Here is a 21,111-nt window from a genome sequence, read left to right on the forward strand (position 1 = left end):
CCGGTAAGTGAAGCGCACCGGGCAATGCATTTAACACTCATTAAAAGGCTCATTAAGAGTCAGGGCCAACTGTTGCCTGAAGAAGGGTAAAACATGACGACATTAACCTGTTTCAAAGCCTACGACATACGCGGCAGGCTGGGCGAAGAGCTCAATGAAGACATCGCTTGGCGCATTGGCCGCGCCTGCGGTGAGTTTCTGCAACCGAAAACCATGGTGCTGGGCGGTGATGTCCGCCTGACCAGCAACGCATTGAAGATGGCGCTGGCAAAAGGGCTGCAGGATGCGGGCGTGGATGTGCTGGATATCGGCATGTCGGGCACCGAAGAGATTTATTTCGCCACCTTCCACCTCGGCGTGGACGGTGGTATTGAAGTGACCGCCAGCCATAATCCGCTGGATTACAACGGCATGAAGCTGGTACGTGAGGGCGCACGACCTATCAGCGGCGATAGCGGTCTGCGTGAGATCCAACGGCTGGCGGAAGCCAACGACTTCCCGCCTGTGGATGCGTCCCGACGTGGCCGTTACACCGCCATCAATCCGCGCGCGGCTTACATTGATCATCTGCTTGGTTACATCGACGTCAAAAACCTTAAACCAATGAAGCTGGTGCTTAACGCCGGTAACGGCGCGGCAGGCCCGGTGCTGGACGCCATTGAAGCCCGTTTTCAGTCTCTCGGTGTCCCGGTTGAATTGATCAAGATCCACAACACGCCTGACGGCACCTTCCCGAACGGTATTCCCAACCCGCTGCTGCCGGAATGCCGGGCGGATACCCGTAATGCGGTGATTGAATACGGCGCGGATATGGGGATTGCCTTTGACGGCGATTTTGACCGTTGCTTCCTGTTTGATGAGAACGGCCAGTTTATTGAGGGTTACTACATTGTCGGTCTGCTGGCGGAGGCGTTTCTGGAGAAAAATCCGGGCTCGAAGATCATTCATGACCCGCGTCTGTCGTGGAACACGGTCGATGTGGTGACGGCGGCGGGCGGTAAGCCGGTGATGTCGAAAACCGGTCATGCCTTCATTAAAGAGCGAATGCGCCATGAAGATGCCATTTACGGTGGTGAAATGAGCGCCCATCACTATTTTCGTGATTTTGCCTACTGCGACAGCGGAATGATCCCGTGGCTGCTGGTAGCGGAACTGGTGTGCCTGAAAGGACAGCGGCTTGGCGAACTTGTTCGCGACCGCATGGCGGCGTATCCGGCGAGCGGGGAAATCAATAGCACCCTGGCAGAACCGAAGGTGGCGATTGACCGGGTAGAGCGGCATTTCTCCGGCGAGGCGCTGGCGGTGGACAGAACCGATGGCATCAGCATGTCGTTTGTCGACTGGCGCTTCAATTTACGTTCCTCCAATACCGAACCGGTGGTGCGCCTGAACGTGGAATCGCGCGGAGACATTCCGTTGATGGAAGCGCGAACGCGCACTCTTCTGGCGTTGCTGAATCAGTAATGCCGGTGCTTCCCTTGCCCGACAGTGGGCAAGGGGTGACTAACAGGAACCACGATGACACATCTAAAAAAGCGCCAACGCGCGAAAACCAATGCGTCGTTAATCTCAATGGTGCAACGCTTTTCAGATATCACCATCATGTTTGGCGGACTGTGGCTGGTCTGTGAACTGAGCGGTTTGCCCTTCCTGTACATGCACCTGCTGGTGGCGTTGATCACGCTGGTTGTTTTTCAGATGCTGGGGGGGATCACCGATTTTTACCGTTCCTGGCGCGGGGTCAAAATTTCCACCGAGCTGGTGCTGCTGCTGCAAAACTGGACGCTGAGCCTGGTCTTCAGCGCGGGGTTAATTGCCTTTAACAACGATTTTGATAACCGACTCGCCGTCTGGCTGGCGTGGTATCTGCTGTCCAGCGTCGGTCTGCTGCTGTGCCGCGCGTTTATTCGCTACATTGCAGGGTGGCTGCGCAATCGTGGATATAACACCCGTCGGGTGGCGGTAGCGGGCGATCTCCCTGCCGGACAGCTGCTGCTGGACAGCTTTCGCCATGAACCGTGGCTGGGCTTTGAAGTGGCGGGCGTCTATCACGATCCCGTCCCAGGAAAAAACTCCCGCGACTGGGCCGGAAATCTGCAACAGCTGGTGGATGACGCTAAAGCTGCCCGCATTCACAACGTCTATATTGCCATGTCGATCAATGACGGCACCCGCGTAAAAAAACTGGTGCGCGACCTGGCCGACACCACCTGTTCGGTGATCCTGATCCCCGACGTCTTTACCTTCAACATCCTGCATTCACGCATTGAAGAGATGAACGGTGTGCCGGTGGTGCCGCTGTACGACACGCCGCTGTCGGGCATTAATCGCTTGCTGAAACGCGCGGAAGATATCGTGCTGGCTTCGCTGATCCTGCTGCTGATTTCCCCGGTGCTGTGCGGCATTGCGCTGACGGTGAAGCTCACCTCAAAGGGGCCGGTGATTTTCCGCCAGACCCGCTACGGCATGGACGGCAAGCCGATCAAGGTGTGGAAGTTTCGCTCGATGAAGGTGATGGAAAACGACGCGGTCGTCACCCAGGCGACGCAAAACGATCCGCGTGTCACCCGCGTGGGTAATTTCCTGCGCCGCACCTCGCTCGATGAGCTGCCGCAGTTTATTAACGTGCTGACCGGTGGCATGTCGATCGTCGGGCCGCGCCCGCACGCGGTGGCACACAACGAGCAATACCGCACGCTTATCGAAGGCTACATGCTGCGCCATAAGGTGAAACCCGGCATTACCGGCTGGGCGCAAATCAACGGCTGGCGCGGGGAAACCGACACGCTGGAAAAAATGGAAAAACGGGTGGAGTTTGACCTCGAGTACATTCGCGAATGGAGCGTGTGGTTCGATATCAAGATTGTTTTTCTGACGGTATTTAAGGGTTTTGTTAACAAAGCGGCGTATTAAACATGAGCTTACGAGAAAAAACCCTTAACGGTGCCAAGTGGTCGGCGATTGCCACGGTTTTCATCATTGGCCTTGGGCTGATTCAGATGACCGTGCTGGCGCGCATCATTGACGCCCATCAGTTCGGTCTGCTGACCGTGTCGCTGGTGATTATCGCACTGGCCGATACGCTCTCCGACTTCGGCATTGCCAACTCGATTATCCAGCGCAAAGCGATTGGCTATCTTGAACTTACCACCCTGTATTGGCTGAACGTCGGGCTGGGGATGCTGGTGTGCCTGGCGATGTTCCTGCTCAGTGAGGTGATTGCTGATGTCCTGAATAACCCCGACCTGGCACCGCTGATTAAAACGCTGTCGCTGGCGTTTGTGCTGATCCCGCACGGGCAGCAGTTCCGTGCGCTGATGCAAAAGGACATGGCGTTCAACAAAATTGGCATGATTGAAACCAGCGCGGTACTGGCCGGGTTTACCGTGACCGTGATCGGCGCCCATTTCTGGCCGCTGGCGATGACTGCCATTCTGGGGTATCTGGTGAACTGCGCGTTGCGTACGCTGCTGTTTGGTTATTTTGGCCGCCAGATTTACCGCCCCGGGCTGCATTTTTCACTCGCATCGGTGACGTCGAACCTGCGCTTTGGCGCCTGGCTGACGGCGGACAGCATTATCAATTATATCAACACCAATCTTTCCACGCTGGTGCTGGCCCGAACGCTGGGCGCAGGCGTGGCAGGCGGATTTAATCTGGCCTGGAACGTGGCGGTGGTCCCGCCCATCAAGCTGAACCCGATTATCACCCGCGTGCTGTTTCCGGCGTTTGCCAAAATACAGGACGACAGCGAAAAACTGCGGGTGAATTTTTACAAGCTCCTGTCGGTGGTCGGCATTATCAACTTCCCTGCGCTGCTGGGCCTGATGGTAGTGGCGAACAATCTGGTACCGCTGGTGTTCGGTGAGAAATGGCGCGCCATCGTCCCAATCCTGCAACTGCTGTGTGTTGTTGGGCTGCTGCGCTCTGTCGGTAATCCGATAGGTTCGTTACTGATGGCAAAAGCCCGCGTTGATATCAGCTTCAAATTCAATGTCTTCAAAACCTGTCTGTTTATTCCGGCCATTCTCGTTGGCGGACATCTGGCAGGCGCGATGGGCGTGACGCTGGGCTTTTTGCTGGTGCAGGTAGTCAACACCATTCTCAGCTACTTCGTGATGATTAAACCGGTGCTGGGGCCGAGCTACAGGCAGTACATGCTCAGCCTGTGGCTGCCGTTTTATCTCTCCATACCGACGCTGGTGATTAGCTATGGGCTGGGCATTGTGCTGCAGGGCCAACTGGCGTTAAGCCTGCTGCTGGGTCTGCAGGTAGCGGCGGGCGCGCTGGCATTTGCGGTGACGATTGTGCTGTCGCGCCACCCGCTGGTGGCGGAACTCAAACGCCCGTTTTGCCGCAGTGAAAAAATGAAAACCTTGCTCCGCGCAGGCTGAATTGGGTTTGTTGTAGGTCGGATAAGGCGACAGCCTCCATCCGGCAATGATTGAAAGAGGTCATGATGAAAGTATTAATTCTCGGCAACCATACCTGCGGCAACCGTGGCGACAGCGCCATTTTGCGCGGTTTGCTGGATGCTATTAACACGCTGCAACCGCAGACGGAAGTGGATGTGATGAGCCGTTATCCGGTGAGCTCTTCCTGGCTGCTCAATCGCCCGGTGATGGGCGATCCGCTGTATTCACAGATGAAGCAGCACAATAACGCCGCCGGCGTAGTGGGGCGGGTGAAGAAAGTCCTGCGTCGGCGCTATCAGCATCAGGTTTTGCTCTCGCGCGTGACCGATTCCGGTAACCTGCGCAATATCGCCATCGCCCAAGGGTTTACTGATTTTGTCCGTCTACTGTCGCGCTATGACGCCATCATCCAGGTGGGGGGATCGTTTTTTGTCGATCTGTACGGCGTGCCGCAGTTTGAACATGCTCTGTGCACATTTATGGCGAAAAAGCCGCTGTACATGATTGGTCACAGCGTTGGGCCGTTCCAGGATGCACAATTTAACCAACTGGCGAATTACGTCTTCGGCCACTGTAATGCCCTGATTTTGCGTGAGTCCGTCAGTCTGGACTTGATGAAACGCAGCGAAATCACGACCGAGAAAGTGGAGCACGGCGTCGATACCGCCTGGCTGGTTGATAATCATCAGGACGATTTTGAACCCAGCTATGCCGTCCGGCACTGGCTACACACAGTGGCACAGCAAAAAACCGTCGCCATCACCCTGCGGGAGCTGGCGCCGTTTGATAAACGTCTGGGCACCACGCAGCAGGCCTATGAGCAGGCGTTTGCCGGGATGGTGAACCGTATCCTCGACGAGGGTTACCAGGTGATGGCGCTATCAACCTGTACCGGCATCGACAGTTACAACAAAGATGACCGCATGGTAGCGCTGAACCTGCGCCAGTACGTTAACGATCCGGCCCGGTATCACGTGGTGATGGACGAACTGAATGACCTCGAAATGGGGAAAATTCTCGGGGCGTGCGAGTTAACCGTGGGCACCCGTCTGCACTCTGCCATTATTTCCATGAACTTTGACACCCCGGCGATTGCCATCAACTACGAGCATAAATCAGCGGGGATTATGCAGCAGCTGGGGCTGCCGGAGATGGCGATTGACATCAGCCATCTGCTGGACGGCAGTCTGCAAACGCAGGTGGCCGACGTGCTCGGGCAGTTGCCAGCCCTCAGTATACGGCTGAATGAGGCCGTGCAGCGTGAGCGTGAACACGGCATGCGCATGGTGCAATCGGTACTGACGCGCATTGAGGAGCAAAAATGAAGGTTGGCTTTTTCCTGCTTAAATTTCCGCTCTCATCTGAGACCTTTGTGCTGAATCAGATAACCGCGTTTATCGATATGGGTTACGACGTCGAAATTGTCGCGTTGCACAAGGGCGATCTCGAGAACACACATGCCGCCTACGAGGCGTACCGATTGGCCGACAAAACGCACTGGCTGCTCGACGAGCCGCAAGGCAAGCGAGCCAAGCTGCAATACCGAGGCGCGGCGGCGTGGCTGGGCATTACCCGGGCGGCGACCTGGAAAGCGCTGAATATCTCTCGCTATGGCGAAGAAGCGCGCAACCTGATTCTGGCAGCGATATGTGGGTTAACCCGTAAAACGTTTCATGCCGACGTGTTTATTGCCCACTTTGGACCGGCGGGCGTGACGGCGGCGAAGCTGCGTGAACTGGGCGTGATAAGCGGCAAAATCGCCACGGTGTTTCATGGCATCGATATTTCGCACCGGGAGGTGCTCGCCCGCTATACCCCGGAGTATCAAACGCTGTTTCAGCGCGGCGATCTGATGCTGCCCATCAGCCATCTGTGGGCCGGACGGTTAAAAAATATGGGCTGCCCGCCACAGAAGATTGCCGTATCGCGCATGGGCATTGATATGACGCGCTTTACCCCTCGTGAGGTGAAAGCGCCGGGAGAAAAGCTGGAAATTCTTTCGGTTGCGCGACTCACCGAGAAAAAAGGGCTGCATGTGGCTATCGAAGCCTGTCGTCAGCTAAAAGCGCAGGGTGTGGCGTTTCGGTATCGCATTCTGGGAATTGGCCCGTGGGAGCGGCGCCTGCGCACGCTGATTGAGCAGTATCAACTCGATGATGTGATTGAGATGCCCGGCTTTATGCCCAGTCATCAGGTCAAAGCGATGTTAGAACAGGCGGATGTATTTCTGCTGCCCTCCATCACGGGAGCGGATGGCGACATGGAGGGGATCCCGGTGGCGCTGATGGAGGCGATGGCGGTGGGGATCCCGGTAGTGTCTACTGTGCACAGCGGTATTCCTGAGCTGGTGGAGTCCGGTAAATCCGGCTGGCTGGCGCCTGAAAACGATGCGCAGTCGCTGGCTGAACGGCTGGCGGCGTTCAGTCAGCTTGATAGTCAGGAGGTGACACCGATTGTGCTGCGCGCGCGTGAAAAAATCGCCACGGAATTCAATCAATCCGTTATCAATAAACAGTTAGCCAGCCTGCTGCACGCGCTGTAAACCGAGGTTGTATGCCAGAGAAAAAGCTCTCACGCCGTACCTTTATTACGGCAGGCTCTGCGCTTGTCGTACTCCATTCTCCCGCTGTAAGGGCGCTGGAAGCCGCGCGCAGCGTCAATATTCAGGATTATAACCCGAATGACTGGGTCGCTTCTTTCCGCCAGGCTTTCGCTGAAGGGCAAACCGTCGTGGTCCCTGCGGGTGTGGTCTGTGAAAACATGAATACCGGCGTATTTATCCCACCGGGCAAAACGTTACGCGTACTCGGGCGCGTGAGCGGCAACGGGCGCGGGCGGTTTGTTCTGCAGGAGGGAAGCCAGGTAACCGGGGAGGGCAGTGGGAGCCTGCACAATGTCACCCTCGATGTGCGGGGTTCAGATTGTGTTATCAAAGGACTTGCGATGAGCGGTTTCGGCCCGGTGACACAAATTTATATCGGCGGCAAGACCCCGCGGCAGATGCGCAATCTCATCATTGACGATATCACCGTCAGCCACGCGAACTATGGCATCCTGCGCCAGGGATTTCACAACCAGATGGACGGTGTGCAGATCACCAACGGTCATTTTAGTGATCTGCAGGGCGATGCCATCGAGTGGAATGTGGCGATTAACGACCGCGACATTCTCATCTCGGATCATGTTATTGAGCGCATTAACTGCACTAATGGCAACGTGAACTGGGGTATTGGTATCGGATTGGCGGGCAGCACGTATGACAATAGCTACCCGGACGCGCAGGCGGTGAAAAACTTTGTGGTGGCGAATATCACCGGCTCTGATTGTCGCCAACTGGTCCATGTTGAGAACGGCAAACACTTTATCATTCGTAATGTTAAGGCTCGCAATATCACCCCGGATTTCAGTAAGAAAGCGGGCATTGATAATGCCACGATAGCTATTTATGGTTGTGACAATTTCGTGATTGATAATATCAATATGAAACAGAGCGCAGGCATGTTAATTGGTTACGGCGTAATCAAAGGGCGTTATTTATCTATTCCGCAAAACTTTAAGCTGAATAATATTCATCTGGATAATAGTCAGCTCGAGTCTACTTTACGCGGCATTCAAATTTCATCAGGTAATGCAACGTCGTTTGTCGCCATCACCAACGTGGAGATGAGGCGGGCGACGCTGGAACTGCACAATCAACCGCAGCATCTTTTTTTACGCAATATCAAGGTGATGCAAAAATCCGCCGTGGGGCCTGCGCTGAAGATGCACTTCGACCTCCGTAAGGATGTGCGCGGCAAGTTTATGGCTAAACAGGACACACTGCTGTCGCTGGCCAACGTCCATGCGGTGAACGAAGCCGGGCAAAGTTCGGTTGATATCGACAGGGTGAATCATAAAGTGGTGAACGTCGAGGCGGTGAATTTTCGCCTGCCGGAGCGGGGGCGGTAATTTTACGACCATTCCTGGCTAAAGTTACGCACGCTTGGGATTAAGATTACTGCATTCCGTAGATAAGCGGCGTAACATACCCGCCAACTGAACGATGTAATTCATACTGGCTAAAACACGCTAAAAAGCTATAATTCAGCAACTAAAGAATAGGTGAATGACGTAATGGTTAATTTGAAAGCAGTTATTCCGGTAGCGGGTCTGGGGATGCATATGCTGCCTGCCACGAAGGCAATCCCTAAAGAGATGCTGCCGATTGTCGACAAGCCGATGATTCAGTACATTATCGACGAAGTTGTGGCTGCTGGGATCAAAGAAATCGTTCTGGTGACGCATGCATCCAAGAATGCCGTTGAGAACCATTTCGACACCTCTTATGAATTAGAATCGCTCCTTGAGCAGCGCGTGAAGCGTCAGCTACTGGCCGAAGTGCAGTCCATCTGTCCTCCGGGCGTGACCATTATGAACGTGCGTCAGGCGCAATTGCTGGGCCTGGGCCATTCGATTCTGTGCGCGCGGCCCATCGTTGGCGACAACCCTTTTGTGGTGGTGCTGCCCGACGTTGTGCTTGATACGGCAAGTGCCGATCCGTTACGTTATAACCTGGCCGCAATGGTGGCTCGTTTTAATGAAACCGGGCGCAGCCAGGTACTGGCTAAACGTATGCAAGGCGATCTTTCTGAATATTCGGTCATTCAGACGAAGGAGCCTTTAAACAACGAAGGTAACATTAGCCGCATCGTCGAGTTCATTGAAAAACCCGATCAGCCACAAACGCTGGATTCCGATCTGATGGCAGTAGGGCGCTATGTGCTGTCAGCGGATATTTGGGCTGAACTGGAAAAAACTGAACCTGGTGCCTGGGGACGTATCCAGTTAACGGATGCCATTGCTGAACTGGCGAAAAAACAGTCTGTCGATGCGATGCTGATGACCGGCGATAGCTACGACTGCGGTAAAAAAATGGGTTACATGCAGGCATTTGTGAAGTATGGGCTGCGCAACCTGAAGGAAGGGGCTAAGTTCCGCAAGGGCATTGAGAAGCTACTTAGCGAATAGATTTTAGATGTTTGTGACGGCAACCAGAAAAATAGCGGCAGCTAACATCCCAGCGTTTATACTTGATGCAAGGGAATGTTACTGTCGTTTTTTTATGAAAAACAATCAATAACAACGAGTTAACCTACCAAGTTTAATCTTGGTTTTGTCAGATTTTTCCTTGTTTCTGGCTGCATTTGGTAAGACAATTAGCGTTTAGGTTTAACTGTGCTTTCGATAACTTGTGGAGCAGGTACATCTTAGGAATTTAGCTAGTGCACTGGTAGCTGTTAAGCCAGGGGCGGTAGCTATTTTACAGGCTAGCAATCATACTGTCGTATGAGTATTTAAGTTAGTATAGTTATACTTGGTTATGAATAATTTCCCTCGCTTATCTAAGTGGTTTAATAACGAATGTATTAACAGTTTACCAATAAAATATTTACCGTTAAATTCTTATTAATATAAATATCAAAATAACGTCAGAGAATAACTAATAATGCTCACACTGATTTTTTGTTTTTTATTAATCATGGCTTTTATTAATGGAGATAAAATACGTTATGGAATATATTACGTATTTTTTATAGCCTTTTATACTGTTTGTCATTTTTTTTATTTTCTGAACAAAGATGGCATTTTTGAAATAAATTTAAATAATGATGAGTGGTTGGCTTATGCGCAATCTTGCTTGTTGCTTCTTTCAACAATATATACATATAGAGTATTATCGTTAACGAATAAAATAAAAAAAGCTGATTTAAGTAATCTGAAAGAAGGAAAAGGCTACTTAACTTTGCTGTTTCTATATTTTTGTGGCGTAATTATGTATATATATAGTAATGGGATTGCCTTTGGGCTTTCATATAATGATAGATTAGAAGCTAATACTGGAGGCGGCCTTTCAATTATATTAATGTATGCATATATCCCGGCGTTAATACTATATTATATATCCAAACCTACTAGAACTACTTTTATCACTAGCGTTATTTTAGGGGGGTGCTTCGGAACCATATATTATATAGTTATTGGCGGTTCAAGGAATGTGCTTGCCGCTGGGGTATTTTCGCTTGTATTTTTAGCGATATATTATAAACACATTAGTAAAAAACAACTACTGGTAATATCAGTCACGGGTGTTCTTGCATTAATATTATTAGAATTGTATAGATACGCGAATAGTATAACCGACGCAATAAGTTTCTTGATGAATGGAGGTGGGCAGGTACTTCTTTTTACCTTTGAGTCTTTTTCCCCAATACATGCTGTTATTAATATAAATACTGCATTGGTACGACAGCAATTTGAAATACAATATTTTGCGACATTTTTTAATGAGTTTTCAATTGTAATTCCTCGTTTTTTATGGGAACACAAGCCGATCAATGTATTTAATAATGGATATTTTTATACGGCAGAAATTCTTGGATTAGAAACAAATTTAACTATGTCTCCTACTTTTTTGGGCAGTTGCTTAATAATGTTTGGCTCATGGTTCTATTGGTTAGGAGGGGTATTCAGTGGTTTGGTTTTATTCTTCTTTGATAGGTGTCTATTCTCTGTTAAAAGTCAATATGGAAAATTGATATTGCTAAGCAGCATTGGATATTTATTTTTTTGGGTCCGCGATGGGTTCGAAGTATATTGCTATATACTTATTAAATTCGGTATTTTGATGGTGATATATTTTATTTTGCGTAAAGTTTTAAATTTATTGGCAATTAAGAAATGATTTTTTTTAATAAAAATAGAGTTATGGCTATCATAACTAAATTATCTGCTTTAGCATTTACTACGTTGCCTGGTGCTAACCGAGTTGTTTTATTTTATATAATAGCACATGTCACTACCACACATTATTTTGGTCTGTTTTCTTCGGCTTATTCGTATGCCATAATTTTATCTATGGTCGGTGGAGTAGGCGTTGGAACGGAAATGTTAAAATATGGTGCCGAATTAGGGATTGTTGGTTTTATAAAAGCAAGTTTATGGGCCGTAGTAATTAGTTTGTTTTCGGGTGTTATCATTCTTCTTAGTTTTGGTAATGTAATTCAACTGAGTTTCTTAGGTGTGGCTTTACTATCTATCGGTCTAACAATGAATCAAATTTTAAGATATATGATCATTGTTAAAAAGAATTTTCTTGTCGGTGCTATTAATGAACTAATTTTTATTTTGCCACCACTTATATTCATTTTTTATAGAAAGTTAGATATTCTGACTGTGTTAGGTTCCCTGTATATAATACAAAGTTTATTGGTCGTATTACTATTCTTCAAAGATAAAAAACATAATATTAACGCTAAGGAAGCATTTTTAATAGGTCATTCTAATCTTATATCATCAGGAATATTATACTTCCTTCCCATTATTAGTTTAATTTTAGCTGGTTCCGACATTACGAAAGTAATTACACTAATGGTAACAACTGCTGGGATTATAACAGTATTTCCTCGGGCTATACTTAATATGAGTATAAGGGATTTTCAGACATATATTCAGCATGATAAAGTTAAATACGCTGCAAAGTCTAATGAATTTAAAAGGCAAGTGTCAGCGATTATGTTGTTTGGTATCATCATTATGATTGCTTATGGGGCCTTTGCTGCAAAAGACGTATCATTATTGTCTGTAATTTTCATCGGTTTCAGTATAGCACTATTTATATTCCTGGGGCAGTATTCAATTTTGGAAACCACTATGATTAATTTAGTTGGCAAGGAAAAATTATCTTTGATGCTTAATCTTGTTTCTTTTTTAATATTTTTGGCTACGTTTTTTATATTGCAGTACATAAATATAAATAGTGCTGTAATACCAATGTTCTTATTATGCTTGATGGTTTCTGTGTCATATTTATCAAGATATCTAATTATGAAAAAAGTACTAAACGAGGTTTAATTATGTCATTTCTTGCTATGAATGTTGATTTAGCCGAAGAATTGGAAAGCTTGTTAAGTGAAAATAAGCAGAAATTGTTCTTTGATATAATCGGAAATAGAGTTGGTATTTATTATGATTGTATAGACTGGTATTCTGAACCTGTAATAGAAACGGACGACAGTAAGATCTATTTGGCAGGTTGGTTTATAAATGAAAAATATGAACGTAATAATTTGCATTGGCTTAAGAGTGAACTTGATGTTCATGGTTGTATTGAAAAAGTTAGCAATAAGCTTCTATCCGGTGTTTTTGTATGTATTTATTTAAAAAATAATGAAGTGACTATTTTTTCGGATCCTTTTTCACTGTCGCCACATTACTATTCTTTTCAAGGTGGAGAATTAAAAATTTCACCATCTCTTCATTCTTTTCATCAAGATATCGATGAAAATCTCAGAAATATTCTTAATAGCCAAGGGCATTTATTTGGGAAGTATACAATGTTTCGAGGTGTTTACCGGTTCAATCCTGGTGATATAATAAAATATAAGAATGGAGTAAGTAATCTTATAAATAATGGTTATCAAATTTCGTCGTGTTCAGCGGAAATCGATGTAACTACTGAAGCGCTCAAATTATTATCCACGACGCCAAGCAATCTACAATCTATTGCTTTATCTGCAGGATTTGATTCCAGATTTATCCTTAGTGTTTCAAAACCTCAATTTGGTTATACATGGGGGCCTGAAACTTCAGCTGATGTTATTAATGGCAATAAACTTGCAAATTATTCAGGAATCGAATATAAATCTTTTTCATTCGTAATGAACAAAGTAAGTGAATTTGATAACAAAATATGTCACATACTTTTTGATGGTAGTGTTAAAGCTTATAATCCTCAGTTTTTTAGCAATTATAGATATGTTAAAAATATATCACGCCCATATCCCATAGCTCTCGATGGATATTTGGGGGATGTCTTGCAAAGAGGTGTTTATATGACATTTGGAGGTAGATTAGGGGAGTTTTTTAAATTTTTCCCATCGTTAACTCCATTGTTAATGACTCCCGAAAAATTATTGCGTAAAAGGTATAGAAAACTTAATGATGAGCAGTTCGCTTTCGTTTACAAGGATTTTTGTGACAAGTCGAAAGAGTATTCAAGCCTTGATGACTTACAAAAAGTTACTTATTATGAATTCCTTTATGGAAGAGGGTTAAGGTATATTACAACTGGTGCGGTAGTGATGAATTCATGTTTCAAAAGTGTATTCCCTGTCTTTGCATCAAGAAATATATTTAATTATTTTATCAGCAAAAAAGCCAAGGAAATATTGAATTATAGTGTTTTTTATAAGACATGGACGAATCATGACCCATTCTACAGAGAATTAAAATCTGAAGGGGCTTATAGTCCTAAAACAAAACCAATTTTAATTCCTTTAAAAAATTTTTGGGGGAGAGTAGTGACAAATTACCACCCTAAACATAAAAATTATACTAAGGAAGGAATGTGAAAATTTTATTGATTAGTAATATGTACCCATCGCCAGATAATCCTGAATTTGGTATATTTGTTGCCAATATAGTAAACGATTTAGAATCCAATGGTTATCGGATCGAAAAATGCGTAAGAACCCGTAAAGGCAATAATAAAACTGAAAAGATATTAAGTTATTTCTTTTTTTATATAAACGTACTTTATCATTTGATTTTTCATAGGTATGATTATGCCTATTGTCATTATGTATCACATACGTCTTTACCTCTTTTATTTGCAAAAGCACTATGTCGAAAAATTAGAGTTGTCAGTCATGTTCATGGCGGCGATGTTAAGTTATTAACAGGTAGAAATGCCTATTTTCACAAAATAAAAGAGTTTCTAACAAAAAGGATATTAGCTATAAGCGTTACCATCGTTTGTCCGTCAGAACATTATGCGGGATTTTTAAGAGAAAAATATAATTTATCATCTTCTGATGTAGTCATATATCCTTCAGGAGGGGTTAAACAATGTTTTTCTTATTCAGAAAAGGAAGTTCCCCGAACAAGTAACTTACGTATTGGCTATGCGGGCAGGTTAGTAAAATCAAAAAATGTCGATCTCATTATCTCTGCTGTAGCAATTTTTAATAATATTCATTTGTCAATTGTTGGGGATGGTGAAGAAGAACAATATCTTTATGCCTTGGCTAAGAATTCTAAAGCAAAAATAGAATTTAATGGACCGTTATCCCATAATCAGTTAGCCCATTGGTTTAAAAATATAGATATATTAATTTACCCATCGGACAGTGAAAGCTTAGGTTTAGTACCTCTTGAAGCGATGTCTACAGGTGTTTATTGTATTCTTTCTGACATTCCGGCTTTTCGTGAATTTAGCGATAAAGGATTAGTCTTTTCATTTCTCAAAAATATTGACACCTCATCTATTCGTGATGAAATTATTTCATTTAATTCTAAGGATGAAATTGAAATGAGAAAGATAATGCAAAAAAATAGCCTAATAGTCAATGAGTTCTATGGTAGTGAAAGCTTGAAAGGACGGTTGAATGATGTGTTTAGATGATAAATTTATTCTCTTTGTTTATGGGGAGGGGGGGCATACAGCACAGATGGCGAGATTGGCTCCTAATTTATTAAATAAACTTGAAGGTTTTAATGCTATAACATTATCAGATTCTTCGAAAAAAGCTAGTTGGTCTTTTTCTCATGTTGTAACGGGAGAGTTTAGGAATAAACATAAATGGTTAGGTATGTTTACCAACCTTGGCCCATTATCAATATTTATCGAATCATATCGGTTAATCCAAAAATACAATATCAGAGTTATTATTACTACGGGGCCAGGAATAGCTATATCAACTGCGCTTGCTGGAAGGATTTTGGGAGCAAAAATAATTCATATTGAGACGTGGTCACGATTTACGTCTTCTTCTCTTTCAGGGCGAATAATGTATTTATTGGCTTCAAAATTCTATGTGCAAAACGAATCGTTATTGCAATTGTATCCGAAGGCTATTTTTTCAGGTAGGTTATGAAAATATTTGTGACAGTTGGTACAACATCATTTGATAAAATGATAGAAAAGGTCGATATTTTTTTCTCAAAAGAAAATGACTATGACGTTACCTTTCAGATAGCTGATGGTAAATATATTCCTGTCAGCGGGGAGTTTTTCGCGTATACAGAAAATATTTATGATTACTATAATGAGGCTGATGTGGTTATAACCCATGCTGGGGCAGGTACAATCTATACTCTTCTCGAGATGGCAAAGAAAGTCATAGCTATTCCGAACTTAGAGAGAATAGATAAACATCAAAAAGATTTGGCGGAATATATGGAGGCTAATAATTATCTTATGGTTTGTTGGGATTATGAAAATCTCCCCTTTGTAATAGGTTCAATGCGGGATTTTACACCATCGAAATATAAAAAAATAATTTCCTAAAATATGATGAAATTGTTGATTTTGTTGTTCAGTCTTATTTGAATTAAATATGCTAATATGCTTTAGTATAAATTAGATATTTTCACTACACTTGAAAAGCATCCTAAGTTAATCTATCCGCTAGATAAGAGCCGCGCATAAGTCGCGGTGACCACACCTGACAGGAGTATGTAATGTCCAAGCAACAGATCGGCGTCGTCGGTATGGCAGTGATGGGGCGCAACCTGGCGCTCAACATCGAAAGCCGCGGTTATACCGTCTCCATCTTTAACCGCTCCCGCGAAAAAACTGAAGAAGTTGTTGCCGAGAACCCGGGTAAGAAACTGGTTCCTCATTACACGGTGAAAGAGTTCGTCGAGTCTCTTGAAACTCCGCGTCGTATCCTGTTAATGGTGAAGGCGGGCGCTGGCACTGATGCAGCCATCGACTCCCTGAAGCCGTACATGGATAAAGGCGACATCATTATTGATGGCGGTAACACCTTCTTCCAGGACACTATCCGTCGTAACCGTGAACTGTCCGCGGAAGGCTTTAACTTTATCGGTACCGGTGTTTCTGGTGGCGAAGAAGGGGCGCTGAAAGGGCCTTCTATCATGCCTGGCGGCCAGAAAGAAGCCTACGAACTGGTTGCGCCGATTCTGACTAAGATCGCTGCTGTTGCAGAAGACGGCGAGCCGTGCGTAACATACATCGGTGCGGACGGTGCGGGTCACTATGTCAAGATGGTTCACAACGGTATTGAATACGGCGATATGCAGCTGATTGCTGAAGCCTATTCTCTGCTGAAAGGTGGTTTAAACCTGTCTAACGAAGAGCTGGCAAGCACTTTCACCGAGTGGAACAACGGTGAGCTGAGCAGCTACCTGATCGACATTACCAAAGACATCTTCACCAAAAAAGATGAAGAAGGTAAATACCTGGTTGACGTCATTCTGGATGAAGCCGCTAACAAAGGTACCGGTAAGTGGACCAGCCAGAGTTCTCTGGATCTAGGCGAGCCGCTGTCGCTGATTACTGAATCCGTATTCGCACGCTATATCTCTTCTCTGAAAGAGCAGCGAGTTGCCGCTTCTAAAGTCCTGACGGGTCCAAAGGCCCAACTGGCGGGTGATAAAGCTGAGTTCGTTGAGAAAGTTCGTCGCGCTCTGTACTTGGGCAAGATCGTCTCCTATGCGCAGGGCTTCTCGCAACTGCGTGCCGCATCTGACGAGCACAACTGGGATCTGAACTACGGTGAGATTGCCAAGATCTTCCGTGCCGGCTGCATCATTCGTGCGCAGTTCCTGCAGAAGATCACCGATGCTTACGCTAAAAATGCCGGTATCGCTAACCTGCTGCTGGATCCGTACTTCAAGAACATCGCTGATGAATATCAGCAGGCGCTGCGTGATGTGGTGGCCTATGCCGTACAGAACGGTATTCCGGTTCCGACCTTCTCCGCAGCGGTTGCCTATTACGACAGCTACCGTGCAGAAGTACTGCCCGCTAACCTGATCCAGGCACAACGTGACTACTTCGGTGCGCACACCTATAAGCGCACAGATAAAGAAGGCGTGTTCCATACGGAATGGCTGGATTAATCTGATTTAGTCCCACCGCAAATGCCGGCCCGGAGCGCTCCTCCGGGCTTTTTTATGGGTAAAAAACGGCATTCGGTCAGGTCTGATAGGCGTAGCTGCGCTAAATCGCGATATAATGCACTTACGCTGATCCGATACGACAACGTTGGGTCTAACGATGGTGAATTGTTCACTCTTTAATGTTTAACCAAAAGAAGTCAAAGCTAATGAAAATAACGATTTCAGGTACAGGTTATGTGGGGCTGTCGAACGGTATTCTGATTGCCCAAAGTCACGAAGTGGTCGCACTGGATATTGTGCAATCCAAAGTAGACATGCTGAATCAGAAACAGTCACCGATTGCTGATAAAGAAATTGAAGAGTATTTGGCCACAAAAGATCTTAACTTCCGCGCAACCACCGACAAGCAAGAGGCTTACCGCAATGCTGACTACGTCATTATTGCCACGCCAACCGACTACGATCCTAAAACCAACTACTTCAATACGTCCAGCGTGGAGTCAGTCATCCGAGATGTACTGGAAATAAATCCGCAGGCGGTGATGATCATAAAATCAACCATCCCGGTAGGTTTTACCCAGTCGATTAAAGAATGTTTGGGCACGGAGAATATTATTTTCTCACCGGAGTTTCTGCGTGAAGGTAAGGCGCTTTATGACAATCTCCACCCGTCACGCATTGTGGTTGGTGAGCGTTCTGAGCGTGCAGAGCGATTTGCGGCATTGTTGCAGGAAGGTGCCATCAAGCAAGATATCCCCACTTTATTTACCGACTCTACCGAAGCTGAAGCGATTAAACTGTTTGCTAATACCTATCTCGCTATGCGGGTGGCGTATTTCAACGAGCTTGACAGTTACGCTGAAAGCTTAGGTTTAGATGCACGACAAATTATCGAAGGTGTCTGTCTGGATCCGCGTATTGGTAATCACTATAACAACCCCTCATTTGGTTATGGTGGCTATTGCCTGCCGAAAGACACCAAACAGTTGCTGGCGAACTACCAGTCGGTTCCCAATAACCTTATCTCCGCCATTGTGGATGCCAACCGCACGCGTAAAGACTTTATTGCCGACTCGATCCTTGCACGCAAACCAAAGGTGGTGGGGGTTTATCGCTTAATCATGAAAAGTGGTTCTGATAACTTCCGGGCGTCGTCCATTCAGGGCATCATGAAGCGAATTAAAGCCAAAGGTGTACCGGTGATTATTTTTGAACCGGTAATGAAAGAGGATGAATTCTTCCATTCGCGCGTGGTACGTGATTTAGACGCCTTTAAAAATGAAGCGGACATTATCATTTCTAACCGTATGACGCCGGAACTAAGTGATGTCGCCGATAAGGTGTACACCCGCGATCTGTTTGGTAATGACTAAGCCATCTCGCGAATAAAAGAGGTCCTTTAAAAGGCCTCTTTTATATTTCAGAACGAAAGAGTTTAAACCGCGTAGAAATCGCGATACCAGTCCACAAAGTTTTTTACACCATCTTTAACGGTTGTTTCGGGTTTAAAACCAATCACATCGTATAGTGCTTGAGTATCTGCGCTGGTTTCCAGCACGTCTCCGGGTTGCAGTGGCAGCATATTTTTAGTGGCTTCAATACCTAGCGCTTCTTCCAGTGCTTTGATGTAATCCATCAACTCGACCGGGGCACTATTGCCAATATTGTAGACGCGATAGGGAGCAATACTGGTAGCTGGAGTGCCGGTTTCAACGGTCCATTGTGCGTCGGTCAGCGGAATAATGTCCTGCAGGCGAACAATCGCCTCGGCGATATCATCAATATAGGTAAAATCACGCTTCATTTTACCAAAGTTATAGACGTCGATGCTTTTCCCTTCCAGCATCGCTTTGGTGAACTTAAATAGCGCCATATCCGGGCGACCCCACGGGCCGTACACGGTGAAGAAACGCAATCCCGTGGTCGGCAGGCCATATAAATGAGAGTAGGTATGCGCCATCAGCTCGTTGGCTTTTTTGGTTGCCGCATATAAGGACACAGGGTGATCAACGGAATCATCTGTGGCAAACGGCATCTTGCGGTTCAGGCCGTACACCGAGCTGGAGGATGCATAGAGCAGGTGTTGGATTTGGTTATGTCGACACCCCTCCAGTACGTTCAAAAAGCCGGTCAGATTGGAGTCTGCGTAAGCATGTGGATTGTCGATTGAGTATCGAACGCCCGCCTGTGCGGCGAGATGGATTACGCGATCAAAGCGCTCGTCCGCGAAGAGTGCCGCCATGCTTTCCCGGTCAGCTAAATCAAGCTTATGAAAATGGAATCCGGGGTGTACCAGCAACGCCAGGCGCGCCTGCTTAAGGTTGACATCGTAGTAATCGTTGAGATTATCCATACCGACCACCTGGTGGCCAGCGTCCAGCAGGCGTTTGCTAACGTGGAAGCCGATAAAACCGGCGGCACCCGTAACCAGGTATTTCATGTTGTACCTCTGTCTGGCTTTATTGTTGCCAGGCGCCATCAGGCGCCAGAAAGGGAGAATCATACCGTTTGACGATAAAAAAGATAATCGTTATCTGTTATCACCCTGTTCGGTTTTACTGGTTACGTCATTTTTATTCACAACGTGAATTGATAGGATGGCATGAATAGGCGCGCCAGTCAGATTTTCATTGTTGACTGCGATGATTGCCAGCTTAACTTTTTAAGTAGTGATTAAAATACCAATCAATATCACTTAAATAATCTGTATTTTTTATCAGTAATCCTATGGCATTACCTGAATTTATGGCTAAACTATTGGCGTTAAGTCTTTCCTCATTTAGGGTAATTATGTCTGTCGGTGATAACAACGTATCGGGGCGCAGTAACGATCCGGAACAGATTGATTTAATTGATTTAGTGATGCAGTTGTGGCGCGGCAAAATGACGATTGTTGTCTGTGTTGTTGTTGCCATCCTCCTTGCGGTGGGTTATCTGGCAGTGGCAAAAGAGAAATGGACTTCTACTGCAATTGTTACCCAGCCTGATATCGCGCAAATAGCCACTTACAATAATGCATTGAACGTATTGTATGGCAGCAGCGCGCCAAAAGTGACTGAGTTACAGGCCAATGTTATTGGACGTTTTAGCACCGCGTTTTCTGCGTTGGCTGAAACGCTTGATAATCAGGAAGAACCAGAAAAACTGACTATTGAGCAGTCAGTTAAGGGGCAACTGTTGCCGCTGGCGGTCTCCTATGTGAGTGATTCTCCTGAAGGTGCGCAGCGTCAACTTTCTGAATATATCCAACAAATTGATGACAAGGTTGCCAAAGAACTGGAAACTGACTTGGTTGATAACATCAAGCTGCGGACAACGGCGCTGAAAGACTCGTTGAGAACTCAAGAAGTGATTGCGCAAGAGCAAAAAAATCTGCGTATTAAGCAGATTCAGGAAGCCTTGCGCTACGCTGAACAAGCAGGTGTGACCAGGCCACAAATTCAGCAAACTCAGGATGTGACTCAGGACAGCATGCTGCTGTTGGGTAGCGATGCTCTGAAATCAATGATTGAGCACGAAGCGACTCGCCCGTTGACCTTCTCTGATAGCTACTTCCAGGCCAGGAAAAACCTGTTGGATATTGAGGCACTGAAGCTTGACGGTACTGGGTTAAACGCTTACCGCTATGTAATGAAACCGACCTTACCGATCCGTCGTGACAGCCCGAAGAAAGCCATTACGCTGGTACTGGCGGTACTGCTCGGGGGAATGATTGGCGCGGGCGTGGTACTGGGGCGAAATGCGTTACGGGGCTACAAAGCAAAAGCGCAGTAAGTCAGTATGACGCAGA

Annotated in this window: 17 protein-coding genes; 16 read left to right on the forward strand and 1 reads right to left on the reverse strand. The window is 46.3% G+C overall.

The genetic code is table 11. The features are described 5' to 3' along the window. The first annotated feature begins 93 nt into the window (after nucleotides 1-93). From cpsG to ugd, 15 genes are all read left to right on the forward strand, one after another. A complete protein-coding gene (gene cpsG, locus IB214_RS09285; RefSeq protein ID WP_117343283.1) occupies nucleotides 94-1,464 on the forward strand; it encodes a colanic acid biosynthesis phosphomannomutase CpsG in 1,371 nt (456 codons plus the stop codon). A 54-nt stretch (nucleotides 1,465-1,518) separates the two neighbouring features. Next, a complete protein-coding gene (gene wcaJ, locus IB214_RS09290; RefSeq protein WP_117343284.1) occupies nucleotides 1,519-2,913 on the forward strand; it encodes an undecaprenyl-phosphate glucose phosphotransferase in 1,395 nt (464 codons plus the stop codon). 2 nt (nucleotides 2,914-2,915) lie between these two features. Continuing rightward, on the forward strand, nucleotides 2,916-4,394 hold the full coding sequence (locus tag IB214_RS09295) for an MOP flippase family protein (protein ID WP_117343285.1): 1,479 nt from the start codon (nucleotides 2,916-2,918) through the stop codon (nucleotides 4,392-4,394). Nucleotides 4,395-4,459: 65 nt separating this feature from the next. Beyond that, nucleotides 4,460-5,740, forward strand: coding sequence for a colanic acid biosynthesis pyruvyl transferase WcaK (gene wcaK / locus IB214_RS09300; protein ID WP_117343286.1), 1,281 nt, complete (start codon nucleotides 4,460-4,462; stop codon nucleotides 5,738-5,740). After that, complete coding sequence (wcaL, locus tag IB214_RS09305) at nucleotides 5,737-6,957, forward strand: colanic acid biosynthesis glycosyltransferase WcaL (protein WP_117343287.1); 1,221 nt, start codon at nucleotides 5,737-5,739, stop codon at nucleotides 6,955-6,957. The genes wcaK and wcaL overlap by 4 nt, the downstream gene beginning before the upstream one ends. Nucleotides 6,958-6,968: 11 nt before the next feature. Next, nucleotides 6,969-8,363 (forward strand): colanic acid biosynthesis protein WcaM, encoded by a 1,395-nt coding sequence (gene wcaM / locus IB214_RS09310; protein WP_117343288.1) that lies wholly within the window; start codon nucleotides 6,969-6,971, stop codon nucleotides 8,361-8,363. Nucleotides 8,364-8,528: 165 nt separating this feature from the next. Next, nucleotides 8,529-9,422: a GalU regulator GalF gene (gene galF, locus IB214_RS09315; RefSeq protein WP_115258110.1), complete on the forward strand. Its 894-nt coding sequence runs from the start codon at nucleotides 8,529-8,531 to the stop codon at nucleotides 9,420-9,422. 478 nt (nucleotides 9,423-9,900) lie between these two features. Then, a complete protein-coding gene (locus IB214_RS09320) occupies nucleotides 9,901-11,136 on the forward strand; it encodes a WzyE family oligosaccharide polymerase (RefSeq protein ID WP_117343289.1) in 1,236 nt (411 codons plus the stop codon). A 23-nt stretch (nucleotides 11,137-11,159) separates the two neighbouring features. After that, nucleotides 11,160-12,305 carry a hypothetical protein gene (locus IB214_RS09325; protein WP_117343290.1) on the forward strand — a complete coding sequence of 382 codons (1,146 nt, stop codon included), beginning with the start codon at nucleotides 11,160-11,162 and terminating at the stop codon, nucleotides 12,303-12,305. Between the two features lie 2 nt (nucleotides 12,306-12,307). Continuing rightward, nucleotides 12,308-13,804 carry a hypothetical protein gene (locus tag IB214_RS09330; RefSeq protein WP_117343291.1) on the forward strand — a complete coding sequence of 499 codons (1,497 nt, stop codon included), beginning with the start codon at nucleotides 12,308-12,310 and terminating at the stop codon, nucleotides 13,802-13,804. Next, the gene (locus tag IB214_RS09335) at nucleotides 13,801-14,856 is read left to right on the forward strand and encodes a glycosyltransferase family 4 protein (RefSeq protein WP_117343292.1); all 1,056 of its coding nucleotides are present in this window, start codon (nucleotides 13,801-13,803) and stop codon (nucleotides 14,854-14,856) included. Before IB214_RS09330 ends, IB214_RS09335 begins: the two co-directional genes overlap by 4 nt. After that, nucleotides 14,840-15,328, forward strand: a complete 489-nt coding sequence (pssD, locus tag IB214_RS09340; RefSeq protein ID WP_223240377.1) for a PssD/Cps14F family polysaccharide biosynthesis glycosyltransferase — start codon at nucleotides 14,840-14,842, stop codon at nucleotides 15,326-15,328. Before IB214_RS09335 ends, pssD begins: the two co-directional genes overlap by 17 nt. Then, on the forward strand, nucleotides 15,325-15,741 hold the full coding sequence (gene pssE, locus IB214_RS09345) for a PssE/Cps14G family polysaccharide biosynthesis glycosyltransferase (protein ID WP_223240378.1): 417 nt from the start codon (nucleotides 15,325-15,327) through the stop codon (nucleotides 15,739-15,741). Before pssD ends, pssE begins: the two co-directional genes overlap by 4 nt. Nucleotides 15,742-15,914: 173 nt before the next feature. Beyond that, entirely contained in the window at nucleotides 15,915-17,321 is a 1,407-nt protein-coding gene (gene gndA / locus IB214_RS09350; RefSeq protein ID WP_117343293.1) for an NADP-dependent phosphogluconate dehydrogenase, read from the forward strand. A 206-nt stretch (nucleotides 17,322-17,527) separates the two neighbouring features. After that, nucleotides 17,528-18,694, forward strand: coding sequence for a UDP-glucose 6-dehydrogenase (gene ugd / locus IB214_RS09355; protein WP_117343294.1), 1,167 nt, complete (start codon nucleotides 17,528-17,530; stop codon nucleotides 18,692-18,694). Between the two features lie 62 nt (nucleotides 18,695-18,756). Here the strand turns inward: ugd and IB214_RS09360 are convergent, their stop codons facing one another. Beyond that, nucleotides 18,757-19,761 (reverse strand): NAD-dependent epimerase, encoded by a 1,005-nt coding sequence (locus IB214_RS09360; protein WP_117343295.1) that lies wholly within the window; start codon nucleotides 19,759-19,761, stop codon nucleotides 18,757-18,759. A gap of 350 nt (nucleotides 19,762-20,111) precedes the next feature. Between IB214_RS09360 and wzzB the strand changes: the two genes are divergently transcribed. Beyond that, nucleotides 20,112-21,095, forward strand: a complete 984-nt coding sequence (wzzB, locus tag IB214_RS09365) for an LPS O-antigen chain length determinant protein WzzB (RefSeq protein WP_117343296.1) — start codon at nucleotides 20,112-20,114, stop codon at nucleotides 21,093-21,095. Nucleotides 21,096-21,111 lie beyond the last annotated feature (16 nt).

The organism is Citrobacter sp. C1, assembly GCF_014596895.2.
Taxonomy (GTDB): domain Bacteria; phylum Pseudomonadota; class Gammaproteobacteria; order Enterobacterales; family Enterobacteriaceae; genus Citrobacter; species Citrobacter gillenii.

Bases quoted from the DNA above. Each gene is read 5' to 3' on its own strand.
- wcaK (WP_117343286.1), top strand. From the start codon at position 4,460: ATGAAAGTATTAATTCTCGGCAACCATACCTGCGGCAACCGTGGCGAC.
- ugd (WP_117343294.1), top strand. From the start codon at position 17,528: ATGAAAATAACGATTTCAGGTACAGGTTATGTGGGGCTGTCGAACGGT.
- pssE (WP_223240378.1), top strand. From the start codon at position 15,325: ATGAAAATATTTGTGACAGTTGGTACAACATCATTTGATAAAATGATA.
- galF (WP_115258110.1), top strand. From the start codon at position 8,529: ATGGTTAATTTGAAAGCAGTTATTCCGGTAGCGGGTCTGGGGATGCAT.
- IB214_RS09295 (WP_117343285.1), top strand. From the start codon at position 2,916: ATGAGCTTACGAGAAAAAACCCTTAACGGTGCCAAGTGGTCGGCGATT.
- pssD (WP_223240377.1), top strand. From the start codon at position 14,840: ATGATGTGTTTAGATGATAAATTTATTCTCTTTGTTTATGGGGAGGGG.
- IB214_RS09330 (WP_117343291.1), top strand. From the start codon at position 12,308: ATGTCATTTCTTGCTATGAATGTTGATTTAGCCGAAGAATTGGAAAGC.
- gndA (WP_117343293.1), top strand. From the start codon at position 15,915: ATGTCCAAGCAACAGATCGGCGTCGTCGGTATGGCAGTGATGGGGCGC.
- wcaM (WP_117343288.1), top strand. From the start codon at position 6,969: ATGCCAGAGAAAAAGCTCTCACGCCGTACCTTTATTACGGCAGGCTCT.
- wcaJ (WP_117343284.1), top strand. From the start codon at position 1,519: ATGACACATCTAAAAAAGCGCCAACGCGCGAAAACCAATGCGTCGTTA.
- cpsG (WP_117343283.1), top strand. From the start codon at position 94: ATGACGACATTAACCTGTTTCAAAGCCTACGACATACGCGGCAGGCTG.
- IB214_RS09325 (WP_117343290.1), top strand. From the start codon at position 11,160: ATGGCTATCATAACTAAATTATCTGCTTTAGCATTTACTACGTTGCCT.
- wcaL (WP_117343287.1), top strand. From the start codon at position 5,737: ATGAAGGTTGGCTTTTTCCTGCTTAAATTTCCGCTCTCATCTGAGACC.
- IB214_RS09320 (WP_117343289.1), top strand. From the start codon at position 9,901: ATGCTCACACTGATTTTTTGTTTTTTATTAATCATGGCTTTTATTAAT.
- IB214_RS09360 (WP_117343295.1), bottom strand. From the start codon at position 19,761: ATGAAATACCTGGTTACGGGTGCCGCCGGTTTTATCGGCTTCCACGTT.
- wzzB (WP_117343296.1), top strand. From the start codon at position 20,112: ATGTCTGTCGGTGATAACAACGTATCGGGGCGCAGTAACGATCCGGAA.